The 18,759-nt window shown below is 68.4% G+C and carries 16 protein-coding genes; 11 read left to right on the forward strand and 5 right to left on the reverse strand.

Translation table 11 applies throughout. The features are described 5' to 3' along the window. The first annotated feature begins 252 nt into the window (after positions 1–252). A complete protein-coding gene (ilvD, locus tag WS66_RS07680) occupies positions 253–2,112 on the forward strand; it encodes a dihydroxy-acid dehydratase (RefSeq protein WP_059607831.1) in 1,860 nt (619 codons plus the stop codon). Positions 2,113–2,228: 116 nt separating this feature from the next. Here ilvD and WS66_RS07685 read toward each other — a convergent pair whose 3' ends face one another. Both WS66_RS07685 and WS66_RS07690 read right to left on the reverse strand, forming a co-directional pair. Then, a complete protein-coding gene (locus WS66_RS07685) occupies positions 2,229–3,053 on the reverse strand; it encodes an SH3 domain-containing protein (protein ID WP_059607856.1) in 825 nt (274 codons plus the stop codon). Positions 3,054–3,086: 33 nt separating this feature from the next. After that, positions 3,087–3,512, reverse strand: coding sequence for a hypothetical protein (locus tag WS66_RS07690; protein WP_082729063.1), 426 nt, complete (start codon positions 3,510–3,512; stop codon positions 3,087–3,089). Between the two features lie 309 nt (positions 3,513–3,821). Between WS66_RS07690 and WS66_RS07695 the strand changes: the two genes are divergently transcribed. Then, a complete protein-coding gene (locus tag WS66_RS07695) occupies positions 3,822–5,384 on the forward strand; it encodes a sigma-70 family RNA polymerase sigma factor (protein ID WP_059607830.1) in 1,563 nt (520 codons plus the stop codon). 186 nt (positions 5,385–5,570) lie between these two features. Next, positions 5,571–6,449, forward strand: coding sequence for a helix-hairpin-helix domain-containing protein (locus WS66_RS07700; protein ID WP_059607829.1), 879 nt, complete (start codon positions 5,571–5,573; stop codon positions 6,447–6,449). An 87-nt stretch (positions 6,450–6,536) separates the two neighbouring features. On the opposite strand, the gene WS66_RS07705 is transcribed toward WS66_RS07700, so the two are convergent. Both WS66_RS07705 and WS66_RS07710 read right to left on the reverse strand, forming a co-directional pair. Continuing rightward, on the reverse strand, positions 6,537–6,962 hold the full coding sequence (locus tag WS66_RS07705; RefSeq protein WP_059607828.1) for a helix-turn-helix domain-containing protein: 426 nt from the start codon (positions 6,960–6,962) through the stop codon (positions 6,537–6,539). A 172-nt stretch (positions 6,963–7,134) separates the two neighbouring features. Next, entirely contained in the window at positions 7,135–7,575 is a 441-nt protein-coding gene (locus tag WS66_RS07710) for a MarR family winged helix-turn-helix transcriptional regulator (protein ID WP_059466290.1), read from the reverse strand. Between the two features lie 135 nt (positions 7,576–7,710). Between WS66_RS07710 and WS66_RS07715 the strand changes: the two genes are divergently transcribed. Continuing rightward, complete coding sequence (locus WS66_RS07715) at positions 7,711–9,243, forward strand: MDR family MFS transporter (RefSeq protein WP_059607827.1); 1,533 nt, start codon at positions 7,711–7,713, stop codon at positions 9,241–9,243. 37 nt (positions 9,244–9,280) lie between these two features. Here WS66_RS07715 and WS66_RS07720 read toward each other — a convergent pair whose 3' ends face one another. Beyond that, positions 9,281–10,795, reverse strand: coding sequence for an acetyl-CoA hydrolase/transferase family protein (locus tag WS66_RS07720; protein WP_059607826.1), 1,515 nt, complete (start codon positions 10,793–10,795; stop codon positions 9,281–9,283). Positions 10,796–11,430: 635 nt separating this feature from the next. Here WS66_RS07720 and WS66_RS07725 point away from each other — a divergent pair. The 7 genes from WS66_RS07725 to WS66_RS07755 are packed head-to-tail and all read left to right on the forward strand — an operon-like array spanning position 11,431 to position 18,721. Next, positions 11,431–12,189: a CDP-alcohol phosphatidyltransferase family protein gene (locus tag WS66_RS07725; RefSeq protein ID WP_059607825.1), complete on the forward strand. Its 759-nt coding sequence runs from the start codon at positions 11,431–11,433 to the stop codon at positions 12,187–12,189. Further along, positions 12,186–12,995 carry a HalD/BesD family halogenase gene (locus tag WS66_RS07730; RefSeq protein WP_059607824.1) on the forward strand — a complete coding sequence of 270 codons (810 nt, stop codon included), beginning with the start codon at positions 12,186–12,188 and terminating at the stop codon, positions 12,993–12,995. The genes WS66_RS07725 and WS66_RS07730 overlap by 4 nt, the downstream gene beginning before the upstream one ends. Next, complete coding sequence (locus WS66_RS07735; RefSeq protein WP_059607823.1) at positions 12,992–13,993, forward strand: HpnL family protein; 1,002 nt, start codon at positions 12,992–12,994, stop codon at positions 13,991–13,993. Before WS66_RS07730 ends, WS66_RS07735 begins: the two co-directional genes overlap by 4 nt. A 36-nt stretch (positions 13,994–14,029) precedes the next feature. After that, positions 14,030–14,797 carry a phosphocholine cytidylyltransferase family protein gene (locus WS66_RS07740; RefSeq protein ID WP_059607822.1) on the forward strand — a complete coding sequence of 256 codons (768 nt, stop codon included), beginning with the start codon at positions 14,030–14,032 and terminating at the stop codon, positions 14,795–14,797. Then, positions 14,794–16,479 (forward strand): phosphoenolpyruvate mutase, encoded by a 1,686-nt coding sequence (gene aepX / locus WS66_RS07745; protein ID WP_059607821.1) that lies wholly within the window; start codon positions 14,794–14,796, stop codon positions 16,477–16,479. Before WS66_RS07740 ends, aepX begins: the two co-directional genes overlap by 4 nt. Next, positions 16,476–17,657, forward strand: coding sequence for a phosphonopyruvate decarboxylase (gene aepY, locus WS66_RS07750; protein WP_059607820.1), 1,182 nt, complete (start codon positions 16,476–16,478; stop codon positions 17,655–17,657). The genes aepX and aepY overlap by 4 nt, the downstream gene beginning before the upstream one ends. Continuing rightward, positions 17,657–18,721 carry a 2-aminoethylphosphonate aminotransferase gene (locus WS66_RS07755; RefSeq protein ID WP_059607819.1) on the forward strand — a complete coding sequence of 355 codons (1,065 nt, stop codon included), beginning with the start codon at positions 17,657–17,659 and terminating at the stop codon, positions 18,719–18,721. The genes aepY and WS66_RS07755 overlap by 1 nt, the downstream gene beginning before the upstream one ends. Positions 18,722–18,759 lie beyond the last annotated feature (38 nt).

Below are 18,759 nucleotides of genomic sequence, written 5' to 3' on the forward strand. Positions count from 1 at the left end.
GGCGCGGCGTCATCGCCGGCAGGACGGGCGATGAAGCCGTCGTCCGGTTCGACCGGCGTGTCCCGCGCCCGCATCCTGGCGCCCCACCCGGCGCCCGCACGCCCGCGCCTGCGGGCGCCGCACGCCCGGCGGCTGTGGGATAATCGTCGGGTTTGCCCAGGGCGCAGCTCAAGAGGTTGTTCGCACGGGCGCGCGAGAGGCCTCTATTCCCGTGCCTCCACCCTTTTCCGCGATATTTCTTCAGCCATCATCATGCCCACATACCGTTCCAAAACCTCCACCGCCGGCCGCAACATGGCAGGTGCGCGCTCGCTGTGGCGCGCCACCGGCATGAAAGACGACGATTTCTCGAAACCGATCATCGCGGTCGTCAACTCGTTCACGCAGTTCGTGCCCGGGCACGTGCACCTGAAGGATCTCGGCCAGCTCGTCGCGCGCGAGATCGAGGCCGCCGGCGGCGTCGCGAAGGAATTCAACACGATCGCGGTCGACGACGGCATCGCGATGGGCCATGACGGCATGCTCTATTCGCTGCCGAGCCGCGACATCATCGCCGACTCGGTCGAGTACATGGTGAACGCGCACTGCGCGGACGCGATGGTGTGCATCTCGAACTGCGACAAGATCACGCCGGGGATGCTGATGGCCGCGATGCGCCTCAACATCCCGGTGATCTTCGTGTCGGGCGGCCCGATGGAAGCCGGCAAGACGCGCCTCGCGAACCCGATCACCAAGACCGTCGAACTGAAGAAGCTCGACCTCGTCGACGCGATGGTGATCGCGGCCGACCAGTCGTATTCGGATGCCGACGTCGCCGAAGTCGAGCGCTCGGCCTGCCCGACCTGCGGCTCGTGCTCGGGCATGTTCACCGCGAACTCGATGAACTGCCTGACCGAAGCGCTCGGCCTGTCGCTGCCCGGCAACGGCACGGTCGTCGCGACGCACGCGGATCGCGAGCAGCTGTTCAAGCGCGCCGGCCGCCGCATCGTCGAGCTGACCCGCCAGCACTACGAGCAGGACGACATGCGCGTGCTGCCGCGCTCGGTCGGCTTCAAGGCGTTCGAGAACGCGATGACGCTCGACATCGCGATGGGTGGTTCGACCAACACGATCCTGCACCTGCTGGCGATCGCGCGGGAAGCCGGCATCGACTTCACGATGAAGGACATCGATCGCCTGTCGCGCATCGTGCCGCAGCTGTGCAAGGTCGCGCCGAACACGAACAAGTACCACATCGAAGACGTGCACCGTGCGGGCGGCATCATGGCGATCCTCGGCGAGCTCGAGCGCGCCGGCAAGCTGCACACCGACGTGCCGACCGTGCACGCGCCGACGCTGAAGGATGCGCTCGACCAGTGGGACATCGTCCGCACGGAAGACGAAGCGGTCCGCACGTTCTACCTGGCCGGCCCGGCCGGGATCCCGACGCAGGTCGCGTTCAGCCAGAACACGCGCTGGCCGAGCCTCGACCTCGACCGCGCCGAAGGCTGCATCCGCTCGTACGAGCATGCGTTCTCGAAGGAAGGCGGCCTGGCCGTGCTGACCGGCAACATCGCGCTCGACGGCTGCGTGGTGAAGACGGCCGGCGTCGACGAAAGCATCCTCGTGTTCGAGGGCTCGGCTCACGTGACCGAATCGCAGGACGAAGCGGTCGAGAACATCCTGAACGACAAGGTCAAGGCCGGCGACGTGGTGATCGTGCGCTACGAAGGCCCGAAGGGCGGCCCCGGCATGCAGGAAATGCTGTACCCGACGAGCTACATCAAGTCGAAGGGCCTCGGCAAGGCATGCGCGCTGCTGACGGACGGCCGGTTCTCGGGCGGCACGTCTGGCCTGTCGATCGGTCACTGCTCGCCGGAAGCGGCAGCGGGCGGCGCGATCGGCCTCGTACGCGACGGCGACAGGATCCGCATCGACATCCCGAACCGCACGATCGACGTGCTGGTGTCGGATGAGGAACTCGCGCGTCGCCGCGAAGAGCAGAACGCGAAGGGCTGGAAGCCGGCGCAACCGCGCCCGCGCAAGGTGTCCGCTGCGCTGAAGGCCTATGCGAAGCTGGTGATGTCGGCCGACAAGGGCGCCGTGCGCGACCTGTCGCTGCTCGACGACTGACACCGGGCGACGGGCCGCGCGAACGGCCCGCCTGCGTGAACCAGAAGCCGCTCTCCGGAGCGGCTTTTTTTCGTCCGGCGCCGGCCCGAAGCAGCGGCACTCGTGCCGCCAATCGATCAATGACGAAACTCGTCGGTGCCGCCCCATCCGGCTCCACCGCCGCCGCCGCCGCCGCGGTTACCGCCGCCGCCGTGATTCCCACCGCTGTTTCCACCGCCTTGCGGCCGTGCGCCGTAACCACCACCGCCGCGCTGCTGGTACGTCGGCGGCGCCATCATCCGCGCCGCGCCCCCGCTGGGGGCGGGCGGCTGCGCCGGCGGCGGCGCGGGCTGACGAGCGCCGGGCATCGGCGCAGGCGCGGGCGCGGCCTGCGGCGCCGGCGCGCGGTTCGGGCCGTTCCAGCCGCCACGCGTGGCCGACGGCCGCGCATCATGCCGCTCCGGTGGCGCACCGCCCGGCGCGCGCTGGATCGGCCCGCCCTGCTGCGGGTGCCCGTAGGCGGGCGGCATCCCGCCGGGGCCGATGCGCGGCTCGGCACGACGCTCCCAGCGGTCGCGATCGTGAAACCACGGCCGATGGCGGTAATAGCGATCCCAGTACGCGCCGATCGCAAACCCGGTCACCGGCACGCCGATGATCGCGCCATATTCGAGCAACGGCACGTAATTGCCCTGGTACGGATAGTCGAGCTGCTCCGCGTCGATCCAGCCGCGCACGCCAGGCAGCGCGACGTCGCACCACGAGTAGTCGCTCAGGCAACCGAACACGTCCAGCGCGGTGCCGGGCGGAATCTGTGCGACGACCGGATAATCGGGTGCCGGCCCCGCATAGATTTCGGCCGGCGAGTTCGTGTAGGCGCTGCTTTGCGCGTCGGCGACGCCCGGCACCGCGGCGATGCCGAACAGGACGACGCAGAGACTGCGGATGATCGTGTTGCTCATGATGCTCTCCCGCGCGGTGCCACCGCGCGTCATTCAGTGTCGATGGCCCCCGCCCCAATGGCCGCCTCCCCAGTGGCCGCCGCCCCACGGACGGTGCCAGTACCCGCCCCGGTAGCCGCCGCCCCAATGCCCCCAGAAACCGAGGCCAATCGAGACGGGCGGCCCATACCAGCCCGGGTAGTACGTGGGATAGTAGGCCGGGTAAGGCACGTAGGCCGGCGCGAGATACACCGGGGCCGGTACGTAGGTGTTATCGTCTGCCGGGGGCGGCACCGCGGGCGTCGGAGGCGCAACCGGTCCGGCGGCTGCCGGCGCCACCGGGATCTCGCGCTGCGACACCGTGGCAGGCACGGGTGCGTAATGCGGCGCATAGCCGTATGGGCCGGTGTAATAACAGCCGCTCAGCGCGAGCATGGCCAGCGCCATGACGGCAGGCCGCGCAGCGGGAATCGGGTTCATTCGAGGCTCCGCAGGGAATGGCGCGTCGCCGCGTGGCGCGCGCCTGACTCTAGCTTACGTCCCCTGCATATTTCTGCGGGTTTGATCCGTTACTTTTTGTTTCGCGGCAACGAAGAACGGGGCGCGACCGAGCGGGCATGCCGCATGCTCGCGCGTCAGCCGCACCGGCGTTGAAGTTGGCGCAAATGCCCTCAAGTTGGATATCGAGTCAGGCTGGCCGGCGCGGACGGGCGTTCGCGGCCCCCGGGAGCCTGAAACCCGCGGACTTCGGCCCGCCCTGACAGGAACGCGGCTCGCGCCGCCATCGACATGACTACGCCACGCCCCACGCTTCGGGCGGACACGCCCCTCGATCCGATCATCCAGTTGCTGGCGCTTGCCGGCGAACAGGGTTATCTGACGCACGCCGACCTCGTCGACGCGCTGCCGCCGGAAAGCGACAGCCCCGACGCGCTCGACGTCGTGCGCGCCGCGCTTGCGGACATCGGCATCGCCGTGCTCGACGAACCCGCCGCGCCGGCGCCGTTCGCGGGCGCGGCACCGGTCGACGTCGATCGCGACGCCCTCGACGAGGGCCGCGCGCTGCTCGGCGATCTCGCCCGCGGCACCGGTGCATCGACCGATCCACTCGCGCTCTACATGCGGCGCATCCATGCGGTGCCGCTGCTCAAGCGCGAGGAGGAAATCGTGCTTGCCCGCGAGATCGAAACGGGCCGCCATCAGATCCTGCACGCGCTCGCCGGCTATCCGGCGGCCGTCGAGGCGCTGCTGGCGCGCCATGCCGCAACGCGTTCAACCGGCGCGGCCGCCAACGAAGGCGATGACGTCGACGACGGCGGAGGCGACACGCCGGCACCTGCGCGCTACGACACGCTGTATGACGCGATTGCGGCCGTGCGCGACGCATTGCACGCGCAGGGCTGCCGTTCGGCCGAGTATCGCGACGCGCGTAACCGTCTGGCCGCGCTGCTCGGTTCGCTCGCATGGGTTGCACCGGCCGTCGACGAAGCGAGCCGCGTCTTGCGCGCACTCGCCGCCGCACCGGTCGCAGCCGGGACGGACGCCCCCGCGTGCGCCGACGCCGCGTGCTTCGACCCGGTCGCGCGGCGCGCGCTCGGCGCCGCACTGAGCGACGGCCAGCAAAAAGTGCGTGACGGTACGCGCGCGATGCTCGAGGCGAACCTGCGCCTCGTGCTGTCGATCGCGCGCAAGTACATGAACCGCGGTGTCGACCTGCCCGATCTCGTGCAGGACGGCTGCCTCGGCCTGATGCGCGCGATCGAGAAATTCGAATACCGGCGCGGCTTCAAGTTCTCGACATACGCGACCTGGTGGATCCGGCAGGCGGTCGCGCGCGCGGTGGCCGACCGCTCGCGCACGATCCGCGTGCCCGTGCACGTCGGCGACCAGTACCAGCGCGTGCAACGCCATGCGCTGCGCGTGCGCCAGCGCACGGGCCGCCGCGCGACGCCGGCCGAACTCGCCGCCGAGACCGGGCTCGCCGAGGACAAGTTGCGCGCGGTGCTCGCGCTGCCGGCCGAGCCGCTGTCGCTCGACACGCCGCTGCCCGACGCGGATACCGGACTGGTCGACCTCCTCGAGGACCAGGCATCGGCGAGCCCGTTCGAGCGTCTGGCGGACACGCGCATGCGCGAATGCGTGACGTCGCTGCTGCGCTCGGTCACGCCGGCCGAGGCTGACGTGCTGCGCCGGCGGTTCGGCCTCGGCGGTGCCGAACCCGACACCTACGACGCGATCGCGCAGGACGCGGGGATGTCGCGCGAACGCGTGCGGCAGATCGAGAAGCGCGCGCTCGCCACGCTGCGCATGGCCGCGGAGGCCGAGGGCGCGCAGTCGTTCCTCGACGCGTAACGGGTCGCGCGTTCGTGCCGCACGCCGGCACGAACGTGCGCGGACCGGTCCCGCCCGTGCAACGTTTGCCATTGATGCGCATCAAATTTTGCTCGTCGCTTGCCGTGACAATGTGCTGAAATAACACTTGGACCCGGGGCGTTGCGCACCGGGTCCGTTCCGTTTGCACATCTCCAGGCTCCGCACATGCAAACGACCATCGGCCAAACACACGAGGAAAACCGGCAGATCGCGGCCTGCTTGCGCGAGGCCGCGCAGTTGCTTGCCGACCAGGGCGCGAATCCTTATCGGGTGGCCGCCTACCGCGCATCGGCCGATACGATCGAGTCGCTCGAAGACGGTATCCGCACGCGGTTCGACGCGGGCGGCGTCGATGCGCTCGGCGCACTGCCGGAAATCGGCACGGGCGTCGCACAGGCGATCGCCGAACTGCTGGTGACGGGACGCTGGCGGCTGCTCGACCGGCTGCGCGGCGACGCGGAGCGCACGTCCGCATTCGAAGCCGTGCCGGGCATCGGCCACGCGCTCGCGTTGCGGATTCACGACCAATTGCACATCGATACGCTCGAGGAGCTTGAACGCGCGGCCCGCAGCGGCCGACTCGATGCGATTCCGGGCGTCGGCCCGCGGCGCGCGGCCGGCATCCGCGCGGCGCTCGACGACGTGCTGAGCCGGCGCCGGCGCTGGCAAGGCCACGCGCGCGACGCCAGCCTCGGCACCGAGCCGCCGGTCGAACTGCTGCTTTACATCGACCGCCTGTACCGCAACAAGGCCGCCGCCGGCATCCTGCCCACGCTCGTGTCACGTCGCCTGAACGCGGACGTGAGCATTCAGCCGCCCGTGATGCACATGACGAAAGGCGGCTGGCATTTCACCGCGCTGTGCCCGTATCCCGTGCGTCCGCAGGCGTCCGGTCGCACCGCGGACTGGGTCGCGCTCTACTTCTACGATGCGTTGCAATGCGAGAACCAGCGGACCGTCGTCACCGAAACGCTCGGCTCGCTCGTCGGCAAACGCATCGTGCGCGGACGCGAGATGGAATGCCGCGTGTATTACGCGGGATGAGTCGCTCGGGAGGCCAGCCGCGGCAGTACGGCCGCCCCGTGGCACGCTCGAGCGCCCACGCTTCGACAAACCGGAACGCCTGACCGCTTACGCGCCTTCCGTCTTCGTGCGGCGCGCCGGATGACGATGCGCCACGATGCGCAACAGCTTGCGGAACGACGGACACTCGAGATGACTCGGCGCCGGGCAGACGGCCGCGTGCCGCAACGCGTCGCGCACCGCGCCGAGACGGCGGATCGTGCGATCGAGCTCGTCGGCCTTGTCGTCGAGCTTCGCGCGATCGATCGCAGGCCGGCCGTCCGCACCGAACATCGCGAGGATGTCGTCCAGCGAAAAGCCGGCCTCGCGGCCGAGCGCGATCAGCGCAAGACGCTCCAGCACCGACTCGTCGTACTGGCGCCGCAGCCCGTGACGGCCGTTCGGCGCGATCAATCCCTTTTCCTCGTAGTAGCGCAGCGTCGACGCGGGCAATCCCGAGCGGCGCGCGACTTCGGCGATATCCAGACGGCTCATGCTCGATCTCGAGTGAACTTGAAGTTGCAACATGGCCGCTCGACTCGTTCGACACAAGCCTGGACCGCCATGCCCCCGCCGAAACCGACGCGCGTCCCGACGTCCCGACACGCCGCGTCGCCGCGACCGTTCGGGCTGGCGGCGCTGGGTCGTCGAGCACCGCGCACCGCGTTCATTCGCCGCCGCTGTCGATCAGGTTGTGGCGCACGCGCCCGAGCAGGCGCACGAGCGTGTCGCGCTCGTCGCGCGTGAAGCCGCGCAACCCGTCGTCGGTGACAGTGTCGCCCACCTCCAGCATCTGCGGAAAGATGTCACGCGACTTGTCGGTCAGCCGGATCACGAACGCGCGGCGATCGTCGTCGTTCGCGATGCGTTCGATCCACCCGCAGCCTTCCATCCGGTCGAGCAGCCGCGTCAGCGAGATCGGCGTGATCTCGAGCCATTCCGCGAGCCGTGCCTGATTCATCTCGCCCTTCCACGTCAGGTATGCGAGGACGCGGCTTTGCGCGCGCGTCAGTCCGAGGCGCTTCGCGCGTCGGTCGAACAGGCGTCCTTGCAGACGGGCCACATCGGAAATCAGGTAGCCGATCCGGTTCTCGTAAGTCTTGTCCATGCGGCGATTATAGGGGCAGGCCGGAAATCGCCCGCGGCTCGGGTCAAGCGATGAGCACGAATATAATAAGCGTGCTTATAATTCGAGCCATACCGGATCGCCGCCCACGGCGACTGCCCCACGGAGACACCCCGCTTGAATCCCGCCGCCGCCGACGCCGCCTCGCCGCCCGCCCTCAACCGGCCGATGCTGACCCTGTCGATCATGCTCGCGACGCTGATCCAGACCCTCGACAGCACGATCGCGAACGTCGCGCTACCGCATATGCAGGGCACGCTGTCCGCGTCGCAGGACGAAATCACCTGGGTGCTGACCTCCTACATCGTCGCCGCGGCGATCGCGACGCCGCTGACCGGCTGGCTTTCCGATCGCCTCAGCATGAAGCGGCTGCTGACGCTCTCGATCGCGGGCTTCACGATCGCGTCCGCGCTGTGCGGGCTGTCCGAGTCGCTCGTGCAGATCGTCGGCGCGCGGCTGCTGCAGGGCGTGTTCGGCGCCGCGCTGGTGCCGCTGTCGCAGTCGATCCTGCTCGACATCAATCCACGCGAGAAACAGGGCCAGGCGATGGCGATCTGGGGGATGGGCGTGATGGTCGGCCCGATCCTCGGCCCGACGCTCGGCGGCTGGCTCACCGACAGCTACAACTGGCGCTGGGTATTCTTCATCAACGTGCCGATCGGCGCGTTCGCGCTGGCCGGCGTGCTGACCTTCCTGCCGGCGCGCGCGCCGCGTCCGCACGTGAAATTCGATGCGTTCGGCTTCGCGACGCTCGCGCTCGCGATCGGCGCGTTCCAGGCGATGCTCGACCGCGGCGAACAGCTCGACTGGTTCGGCTCGTACGAAATCCGCATCGAGGCGCTCGTCGCCGCCCTCGCCTTCGCATTCTTTCTCGTGCATACGGCCACCGTCGGCAAGGCGTCGTTCTTCAAGTCGGAGCTGCTGCGCGACCCGAACTTCGCGACCGGCACGCTGTTCATCTTCGTCGTCGGCGCGGTGCTGTACGCGACGCGCGCGCTGTTACCGCCGATGCTGCAGAACCTGATGGGCTATCCGGTCGCGACGACGGGCCTCGTCACCGCGCCGAGCGGCGCCGGCACGATGATCGCGATGCTGTTCGTCGGGCGCTTGTTGAAATACGTGGATGCGCGTGCGCTGCTGTTCGCCGGGCTGGCGATTTCCGCGCTCGCGCTGTGGCAGATGATGCAGTACACGATCGTGCTGTCCGAGGCGGACATCGTGTGGCCCGGGGTGGTCCAGGGCTTCGGGCTGGGACTCGTGTTCGTGCCGCTGAGCGCGCTGTCGTTCTCGACGCTGCAGCCGGAGCTGCGCGCGGACGGCACGGCCACCTACAGCCTGATGCGCAACATCGGCAGCAGTATCGGCATCTCGATCGTACAGACGCTGATGACGCGCAACACGCAGGTCGCGCATGCCGACCTCGCGACCCACATCACGCCGTTCGACCCGGCCGTGCAGGCGATGGCCGGCAGCCACGTCGACATCGCGCTGCTCGACCGCACGATCAACCAGCAGGCCGCGATGATCGCCTACCTGAACGACTTCAAGCTGATGTTCGTCGCGACGCTGCTGATGATCCCGCTGTTGTTCCTGATCCGCCCGCCGCAGAAAACGGCGAGCGCCGACATCGCGCACGCGGCGATGGATTGACGATGCGACGGGCGCATGCCCGCCGCGGGCCGCAACGTCAGGCCTTCATCGTCCCGGTGCGCACGTAGCGTTCGTGCCACGACAGCGCCTCGGCGAGCAGGTGCGGCGTGTGCTTGCCGAAGCTCTCGCGCGACGCGCGCTCGAAGTAGTCCTCGAGCATCGGCCGGTAGTCGGGATGCGCGCAGGTCGCGATGATCTTGCGTGCGCGCTGCTTCGGCGACAGGCCGCGCAGGTCGGCGAGCCCCTGCTCGGTGACGACCACCGCGACGTCATGCTCGGTATGGTCGACGTGGCTCGCCATCGGCACGATCCGCGAGATCGCGCCGCCCTTCGCAGTGCTGGCCGACATGAAGCACGACAGATAGCCGTTGCGGGCGAAGTCGCCCGAGCCGCCGATGCCGTTCTGGATCTTCGTGCCCATCACGTGCGTCGAGTTCACGTTGCCGTAGATGTCGGCTTCGATCATCCCGTTCATCGCGATGCAGCCGAGGCGGCGCACGAGTTCCGGATGGTTGCTGATCTCCTGCGGGCGCAGCAGGATCTTTTCGCGGAACGTCGCGATCTCGTCGGCGAATCGCTGCACGGCGGCCGGGCTCAGCGACAGCGCCGTGGCCGACGCGAAGCTCAGCGTGCCGTCGTCGAGCAGGTCGAGCATGCCGTCCTGGATCACTTCGGTGTATGCGGTCAGGTTCGAGAAGCCAGCCGAGCTCAGTTCCGCGAGCACCGCGTTCGTGATGTTGCCGACGCCCGACTGCAGCGGCAGCAGGTTTTCCGGCAGGCGGCCGCGCTTCACTTCGTGGCGCAGGAAGTCGATCAGCTGATGCGCGATCTGTTTCGACGTGGCGTCCGGCGCGGAGAACGCATTGCTGCGGTCCGGCGCGTCGGTCTCGACGATCGCGACGATTTTCTCGGCCGGGCAGCGCAGGTACGGCTCGCCGATCCGGTCGTCGCTTTTCGTCAGCGGAATCGGCTTGCGGTGCGGCGGCAGCGCGGTGCCGTAATAGACGTCGTGCATCCCGTCGAGACCGAGCGGCTGGCGCGAGTTGACTTCGAGGATCACGTGCTTCGCCTGCTCGAGCCACGTCTTGTTGTTGCCGATCGACGCGGACGGAATCAGCAGCCCGTCCTCGCGGATGCCCGCGACTTCGACGATCGCGACGTCGAGGTCGCCGTACAGCCCGAACCATGCGTATTGCGCGACGTGGCTCAGGTGGACGTCCTGGTAGTCGACTTCACCGGCGTTGATCTTGTCGCGCAGCGTCGGGTCGGACTGGTACGGCAGGCGCATCGAGATGCCGTTGGTGCGGGCGAGCGCGCCGTCGAGTTCCGGCGCGGTCGATGCGCCCGTCAGCACGTTGATCCGGAAGTCCTCGCCGCGCGCGTGGGCCGCGTCGATGTGGGCGGCGAGCGCGGCGGGCACGGCCTTCGGATAGCCCGAGCCGGTGAAGCCGCTCATGGCGACGGTCATGCCGGGACGGATCAGCGCGGCGGCTTCGTCGGCGGTGCGGACGAGCGAACGCAGGGCGGGAGCGAGGATGCGTGAAGAAGACATGGCTGTATATCTGACGCTTTTGGTCTGTCGTTGACGTCGCGGGGGGGTGTCTCCTGAGCGACGCGAAGCCCTTGGGGCCGCGAGGGGCGGCCCGGCACCACGGGCACGGTCGGAGTATCGCAGACGTCATCGCCGCGAAATGTCCGCTGGATGCAAAAGATACTTGCTGAATGCACCGGGTATCGAACGACAGTTCTGTGACAGCCGCGAACGCATGCATCCGAAAGGTGCGCGAAAGCGGACCGCCAGTTTGCCGCGCGAAAATTACGAACGGCTGAACGTCAATCGATCGATACCTTTCCAGATTAGTCACATCAACGCGAAGAATCCGCATGCGACGGCCGGTCGTCGATCGACGCGGCTGATTGTCGCCCGACGCGGCTTTTGCAGGCCTGATGCACATCAACGCTCCGACGCGTGCGAATCGCCGCCAAACCCGCGCGCAAGGCCCGTCCGCCCTTGACAGCCGCGTGATGCGAACCACACTGGATCAGGTGAGGTCCGCCTGTGCGAACGCCGTGTCGCGCATCCGGTTTGCAACCTGCCGATGTCCGGAATGCGCGATAACACTCCCGTATGTCAGGACATTGGTCGAACAAAAAGCAACAAATTACAATTCCGTATATATTTCGCCGATGGACCAAAGAAAAACCTCTACACGTTCCGAACCGCCCCTGCCGCGCACCTGGGATGCACGGCTCGCGCGCGCGCTCGTCCGGCCGCTGATCGACACGCCCGTTACCCCGAATCACCTCACCACCCTTCGTCTGCTGATCGGCCTCGCCGGTGCCTGGTGCCTTGCGCAAGGCGGCTTCGGCTGGAGCAACGCGGGCGCATTCCTGATCGTGCTGTCGAACTTCGTCGACCACACCGACGGCGAACTCGCGCGCATCAGCGGCAAGTCCAGCAAGATCGGTCACTTTTACGACCTCGCGGCCGACGCGCTCGTGACGGTCGCGCTGTTCGTCAGCATGGGCGTCGGCATCGTCGCCCAGGGCGGCCAGATGGCCGCGTCGCCGGTACTGCTCGGCGCGCTGGCCGGCGCAGCCGTCGCGCTGATCTTCTTCCTGCGCATGCGGATCGAATCGATCGCCGGCAAGGCCGGCACCAAGCAGGCGTTCGCCGGCGGCTTCGAGACGGAAGACGTGCTCTACCTGCTGCCGATCGTGACGCTCGTCGACGGCGTCCAGCCGTTCCTGCTCGCGGCATCGATCGGCGCCCCGCTGTTCGCCGCGTGGGTCGTGATCGACTGGTGGCGCATCGTTCGGCGCGGCAACCTTCCGCACGAAAACACCGAGCAGCCCCAGGTTTTCGTGTCCCGCTCGGGGGGCCTGGCGCGCAGCGACCGGTCCGGGGGCGCTCAAAGTTCAACTGAAATCCAGGCTTCCAAATGACTCCTAGCACGCGCGACGACTCCGTGCTGAGCCCGGCACGCCCCGCGCCTGCGCGCGCGGCAGCGGCCGATCCCGATCGCACCGTGGCCGACTGCGTCGGCCGTCTCGACCTCGCGCGCCTGCGCGGCGACTACACGCGCCAGGGGTCGTTCCTGTACCTCGACGCATTCCTCCCGGCCGACGCGCACGCGAAGCTCGCGGCCGCCGCCCGCGCGATGCAGGCGGGCCTGAACCGCAATTACCTGCCCGGCCACAAGCAGGGCGGCAGCGTGAGCCGGCACACGATCGACGAACAGGCGCCGTACATCGCCGAGCTGTACCGGTCGAAGGCGCTGATCGGTTTCCTCGAGAAGATCACCGGCGACAAGCTGATGCTGTCGCCGGACGACGATCCGCACGCGTACGCGCTGTACTACTACACGAAGCCGGGCGACCACATCGGCTGGCACTACGACACGTCGTACTACGACGGCCGCCGCTACACGCTGCTGATCGGCGTGATCGACGAATCGTCGTGCCGGCTCGACTACGAACTGCATACGCGCAATCCGGACGTGCCCGACGAGCCGGGCTCCGTACAGATCGCCGACGGCGGCATCGTGCTGTTCGACGGCGACAAGCTGCGCCATCGCGTCACGCCGCTCGGCCAGAACGAGACGCGCGTGTCGCTCACCTTCGAATACGTGACCAACCCCGGCATGCGGCCGTGGAAGCGCTTCATCTCGAACATGAAGGACGCGATCGCGTATTTCGGTTTCCGCCAGGTGTTCAAGCAGCTGGCCACGCGACGGTCGACCGGGTCATGACACGCGCCGGCCTGATCCTGCTGTCCCTCGGAACGGCACTGTTCGTCGCCCTGCTCGCGTGGCAGGGCGTCGGCGCCGTCGCGTCGACGTTTCTCGCGGCCGGCTGGGGCCTCGCGCTCGTCGCGGCATTCCACGTCGTACCGCTCGTGATCGACGCGCTGGCGATCTCGGTGATGTTCCGCCACGGCCAGCCGGGCGCCGAGCTTGGCGACGCGCTGCGCGCGCGCTGGGTCGGCGAATCGGTGAACAGCCTGCTGCCCGCCGGGCAGATCGGCGGCCCGGTGCTGATGGTGCGCCACCTCGCGCAGCGCGGCACGCGGATGGCCGATGCAGCCGCCGCGGTCACCGTCAGCACGACGATGCAGGCGCTCGCGCAGATGGCGTTCGCGCTGATCGGCATCGCCACGTTCAGCCTGTATGCGACGCACGAGTCCGTCGCCCACCTGCGCACGCCGGCGCTGATCGCCACCGGCGTGCTCGGCGCCCTCGCCGTCGCGTTCTACGTGGCGCAGCGGCGCGGGCTGTTCGGCCGCGGGCTGCGTCTCGCGTCGAAGCTGCTCGGCCCGCGCGACTGGTCGTCGCTCGCAACCCGCGCGGACGCGATCGACGACGCCGTCGGCGCGCTGTACCGCGATCGTGCGAAGGTTGCGAAGACCTTCGCACTGAGCCTCGTCGGCTGGATCGTCGGCACGGCGGAAGTGTGGCTCGCGTTGCACTTCCTCGGGCACCCGGTCAGCTGGCTCGACGCACTGCTGCTCGAGAGCGTCGGCCAGGCGATTCGCGGTGCGGCATTCGCGATCCCGGGCTCGCTCGGCGCACAGGAAGGCGGTTACCTGCTGCTCGCCCCGCTGGTCGGCCTGCCGCCCGACGCGGCGCTCGCGCTGTCGCTCGCGAAGCGCGCGCGCGAACTCGCGCTCGGCCTGCCCGGCCTGCTCTATCTGCATTTCAGTGAAAGAAACTGGCAGCGGCGCCGCGCGCCGCAGCCCATCGCCGACTGATCGTTCAGATCCGTCGGCTTTTTGGTTGGAGAACCCATGCGAGCCATCATTCTTGCGGCAGGCCTAGGCTTGCGCCTGCAACAACCGCCCGAGGCGCAATTCCCGAAGTGCCTGCTGCGCTTCGACGACGTGTCGCTGCTCGAGCGCCATCTGCGCGTGCTCGACGCCGCCGGCGTCGATGAAATCGTGCTCGGGCTCGGCTTCCAGTCCGGGAAGGTCGAACAGGAACTCACGCGCCTCGGCCGCAGCGCCGAGATCGTGCTGAACGAGCGCTACGACCTCGGCAGCGTGCTGACCGTGCACACCGTCGCCGATGCGATGACGCGCGGCGGCGACGTGCTGCTGATGGACGCCGACGTGCTGTACGACGAGAACATCCTCCACGCGCTGGTAGCCGATCCGGACAAGTCGGTGGACCGCCTGCTGATCGATCGCGATTTCGAGGCCGGCGACGAGCCCGTCAAGCTGTGCCTGAAGAACGGCGTGCCGGTCGAGCTGCGCAAGCAGCTCGCGGTCGACCTCGAGTACGACACGATCGGCGAGTCGGTCGGCTTCTTCCGCTTCACCGAAGGCACCGCGCGCCGCCTCGCGACGATCGTCGCGGGCTACGTCGACAGCGGCCGCGCGAACATGCCGCACGAGGAAGCCGTGCGTGACCTGCTGCTCGAAGGCGGTCATTCGTTCGACGTCGCCGACGTCACGGGCTCGCCGTGGATCGAGATCGACTTCCCGAACGACGTCGCACGCGCCACACAAGAAATTCTCCCCCTGATTCAACGCACGACCGCAGGAGCCGCACGATGAACGCACGCGAACCCAACTTCTCCGAATCGCGCAGCGCACGCCTGCGCCGCATGCTCGTCAGCAGCGACCTCGAATTCCTGATGGAAGCGCACAACGGCCTGTCGGCACGGATCGTCCGCGAAGCCGGCTTCAAGGGGATCTGGGCATCGGGCCTCGCGATCTCCGCGCAGTTCGGCGTGCGCGACAACAACGAAGCGAGCTGGACGCAGGTCGTCGACGTGCTCGAGTTCATGGCCGACGCGAGCGACCTGCCGATCCTGCTCGACGGCGACACCGGCTACGGCAACTTCAACAACGTGCGCCGCCTCGTGAAGAAGCTGGAGCAGCGCGGCATCGCCGGGGTGTGCATCGAGGACAAGCAGTTCCCGAAGACGAACAGCTTCATCGACGGCGAGCGCCAGCCGCTCGCGGAGATCGACGAGTTCTGCGGCAAGATCAAGGCCGGCAAGGATTCGCAGAGCGATCCCGACTTCTCGATCGTCGCGCGCGTCGAGGCGCTGATCGCAGGCTGGGGGATGGACGAGGCGCTGCGCCGTGCGAACGCGTATGCGGAAGCCGGTGCCGACGCGATCCTGATCCACAGCAAGCTGTCGCGCCCGGACGAGATCCTGCAGTTCGCGCGCGAATGGAGCGGCAAGGCGCCGCTCGTGATCGTGCCGACCAAGTACTACAGCACGCCGACCGACGTGTTCCGCCAGGCCGGTATCAGCACCGTGATCTGGGCGAACCACCTGATCCGTGCGTCGGCATCGGCGATGCAGTCCGTCGCACGCGAAATCCACGAAAACCAGACGCTGATCAACGTCGAGGACCGCGTCGCGTCGGTCAACGAAATCTTCCGCCTGCAGGACGCCGACGAATACTCGGCAGCCGAGCGCATCTACCTGTCGTCGTCGTCGCGCGCGTCGAACGCGGCGATCGTGCTCGCCGCGAGCCGCGGCAAGGGCCTCGAAGCCGTGACCGAAGACAAGCCCAAGGTCATGCTGCCGGTCGCCGGCAAGCCGCTCTTGCGCTGGCTCGTCGACGGCTTCAAGAAGCACGGCGTGAACGACATCACCGTGGTCGGCGGCTATCGCGCCGACGCGATCGACACGTCGGGCATCAAGCTCGTCGTCAACGAGCGCCATGCGCAGACGGGCGAACTCGCGTCGCTCGCATGCGCGGCCGAACGCCTGACGGGCGACACCGTGGTCTCGTACGGCGACCTGCTGTTCCGCAGCTACATCCTGCGCGACCTGGCGGAGAGCGAGGCCGAGTTCAGCGTCGTCGTCGATTCGTCGCTCACGGAGACCAACCAGAGCGTGCGCGACTTCGCGCTCTGCTCGGCGGTAGACGATCGCGGCCTGTTCGGCCAGAAGACGTATCTGCAACGCGTATCGAGCGACGTCGCCGCAGGCACGCCGCACGGCCGCTGGATCGGCCTCTTGAACGTGCGCGGCGCAGGCGTCGATCGCCTGAAGGCGATGCTCGCCACGCTGCAGGCGCGCCCGGATTTCGACACGCTCGACATCCCGTCCCTGCTCAACGAACTGATCGCCGCCGGCGAGAAGATCGAGGTGCAGTACGTGCACGGCCACTGGCGCGGCGTCAACGATCTCGAAGACTTCCGCCGCGCGGGCGACTTCGCGCACGGCCAGACGCCGCTGTCGGAGCCGGGTGCCGGCAACGGGGGCGCGCAATGATCGAAGCGGCCCAGTTCGTCGAGGCCGCGCGCGAACGCGGCTTCGACTGGTACGCGGGCGTGCCCTGCTCGTACCTGACGCCGTTCATCAATTACGTGCTGCAGGACCCGACGCTGAATTACGTGTCGGCCGCGAACGAAGGCGACGCGGTCGCGCTGATCGCGGGCGCGACGCTCGGCGGCAAGCGCGGCATTGCGATGATGCAGAACTCGGGGCTCGGCAACGCGGTGAGCCCGCTGACGTCGCTGACCTGGACGTTCCGCCTGCCGCAACTGCTGATCGTCACGTGGCGCGGCCAGCCGGGCGTGGCCGACGAGCCGCAGCACGCGCTGATGGGGCCGATCACGCCGGCGATGCTCGACACGATGGAGATCCCGTGGGAGACGTTCCCGACCGACCCCGAACAGGTCGGCCCGGCACTCGACCGCGCGATCGCGCACATGGACGCAACGGGCCGCCCGTACGCGCTCGTGATGCAGAAAGGCAGCGTCGCGCCGTATGAGCTGAAGGCGAACCCGGCCGCGCAGCCGCGTGCGCATGTCGCCGCGCAGTCGTCATCGCACGCCGAAGCGCCCGCCGCATGGCCGACCCGTCACGACGCGCTGCAGCGCGTGATCGCGCACACGCCGGTCGATTCGACCGTCGTGCTCGCATCGACCGGCTTCTGCGGCCGCGAACTCTACGCAATCGACGATCGCCCGAACCAGTTGTACATGGTCGGCTCGATGGGTTGCGTGACGCCGCTCGCGCTCGGCCTCGCGCTCGCGCGCCCCGACCTGCGTGTCGTTGCGGTCGACGGCGACGGCGCCGCGCTGATGCGCATGGGCGTGTTCGCGACGCTCGGCACCTACGGTCCGGCCAACCTCACGCACGTGCTGCTCGACAACGGCGCGCACGAATCGACCGGCGGCCAGGCAACCGTGTCGCGGCATGTGTCGTTCGCGGGCGTCGCGGCCGCGTGTGGCTACGCGTCGGCCGTCGAAGGCGATACGCTCGACGTTCTCGATGCGACGCTCGCGACGCAAGCCGACGGCGTGCAGTTCGTGCGCGTGGCGATCCGCACGGGCGTGCCCGACGGCCTGCCCCGCCCGACCGTCACGCCGGTCGAGGTCAAGACCCGTCTGATGCGGCACATCGGCGCCGCGCAGACCGAAGCCCACGTTGAAGGAGCCCATTGATGCTGCTGCTGAACCCTGGCCCCGTCACGCTCACCGAACGCGTGCGCCGCAGCCTGCTGCAACCCGACCTGTGCCATCGCGAAAGCGAATTCTTCGATCTGCAGGATGAAGCGCGTGCGCGCCTCGTCGCCGCCTACGCGCTCGATCCGGCCGAATGGGCCGCCGTGCTGATGACGGGCTCGGGCACCGCCGCCGTCGAAAGCATGATCGCCGCGCTCGTGCCGCAGGACGGCAAGCTTCTCGTGATCGAGAACGGCGTGTACGGCGAGCGCATCACGCAGATCGCGACGCAGTACGGAATCGCGCACGACGTGCTGAAGCACGAATGGATGCAAGCACCCGATCTCGCGCAGATCGCCGCGCGTCTCGACGCGGGCGGTTATTCGCACGTCGCGGTGATTCATCACGAAACGACGACCGGCCGGCTGAACGACCTCGGCGCGATCGCCGACGTGTGCCGCGCACGCGGCGTGAAAATGCTCGTCGACGGCGTCAGCAGCTTCGGCGCCGAAGCGATCGATTTTGCCGGCGGCGTGATCGACGCGGTCGCCGCGACCGCGAACAAGTGCCTGCACGGCGTGCCGGGTGCCGCGTTCGTGATCGTGCGCCGCAGCGCGCTCGCGAAGGCCGCGAGCCGGACCTACTACCTCGACCTCGGCCGTCTGGCGAAGCTGCAGGATCAGCGCAACACGCCGTTCACGCCGTCCGTGCACGCGTATTACGCGCTCGTCGAGGCGCTGCGCGAGTTCGACGAAGCCGGCGGCTGGCGTGCGCGTCATGCGCACTACAAGGCGCTCGCCGACCAGGCGCAGGCCGGGCTCGCGGCGCGCGGAATGCCGCTCGTGCTGCCCGAAGGCGCATCGTCGGTCGTGCTGCGCGCGTATCGGCTGCCGCAGGGCGTCACGTACGAGACGCTGCACGACGGCCTGAAGGCGCGCGGCTTCGTCATTTATGCGGGGCAAGGCGGGCTGTCGAAAGAACTGTTCCGGATTTCGACGATGGGCGCGATTGGCGCGGCCGATGTCGAGCGGTTGCTGGAAGGGTTTACAGCGTTGACGCAATAAGCGTTGCTCCTTCGTCCATCAGAGGCCCGCAAGGGCCT

Origin of the sequence: Burkholderia sp. LA-2-3-30-S1-D2, assembly GCF_001523915.2 — a bacterium.
GTDB lineage: Bacteria > Pseudomonadota > Gammaproteobacteria > Burkholderiales > Burkholderiaceae > Burkholderia > Burkholderia diffusa.

Bases quoted from the DNA above. Each gene is read 5' to 3' on its own strand.
- ilvD (WP_059607831.1), top strand. From the start codon at position 253: ATGCCCACATACCGTTCCAAAACCTCCACCGCCGGCCGCAACATGGCA.
- WS66_RS07685 (WP_059607856.1), bottom strand. From the start codon at position 3,053: ATGAGCAACACGATCATCCGCAGTCTCTGCGTCGTCCTGTTCGGCATC.
- WS66_RS07690 (WP_082729063.1), bottom strand. From the start codon at position 3,512: ATGAACCCGATTCCCGCTGCGCGGCCTGCCGTCATGGCGCTGGCCATG.
- WS66_RS07695 (WP_059607830.1), top strand. From the start codon at position 3,822: ATGACTACGCCACGCCCCACGCTTCGGGCGGACACGCCCCTCGATCCG.
- WS66_RS07700 (WP_059607829.1), top strand. From the start codon at position 5,571: ATGCAAACGACCATCGGCCAAACACACGAGGAAAACCGGCAGATCGCG.
- WS66_RS07705 (WP_059607828.1), bottom strand. From the start codon at position 6,962: ATGAGCCGTCTGGATATCGCCGAAGTCGCGCGCCGCTCGGGATTGCCC.
- WS66_RS07710 (WP_059466290.1), bottom strand. From the start codon at position 7,575: ATGGACAAGACTTACGAGAACCGGATCGGCTACCTGATTTCCGATGTG.
- WS66_RS07720 (WP_059607826.1), bottom strand. From the start codon at position 10,795: ATGTCTTCTTCACGCATCCTCGCTCCCGCCCTGCGTTCGCTCGTCCGC.
- WS66_RS07725 (WP_059607825.1), top strand. From the start codon at position 11,431: ATGGACCAAAGAAAAACCTCTACACGTTCCGAACCGCCCCTGCCGCGC.
- WS66_RS07730 (WP_059607824.1), top strand. From the start codon at position 12,186: ATGACTCCTAGCACGCGCGACGACTCCGTGCTGAGCCCGGCACGCCCC.
- WS66_RS07735 (WP_059607823.1), top strand. From the start codon at position 12,992: ATGACACGCGCCGGCCTGATCCTGCTGTCCCTCGGAACGGCACTGTTC.
- WS66_RS07740 (WP_059607822.1), top strand. From the start codon at position 14,030: ATGCGAGCCATCATTCTTGCGGCAGGCCTAGGCTTGCGCCTGCAACAA.
- aepX (WP_059607821.1), top strand. From the start codon at position 14,794: ATGAACGCACGCGAACCCAACTTCTCCGAATCGCGCAGCGCACGCCTG.
- aepY (WP_059607820.1), top strand. From the start codon at position 16,476: ATGATCGAAGCGGCCCAGTTCGTCGAGGCCGCGCGCGAACGCGGCTTC.
- WS66_RS07755 (WP_059607819.1), top strand. From the start codon at position 17,657: ATGCTGCTGCTGAACCCTGGCCCCGTCACGCTCACCGAACGCGTGCGC.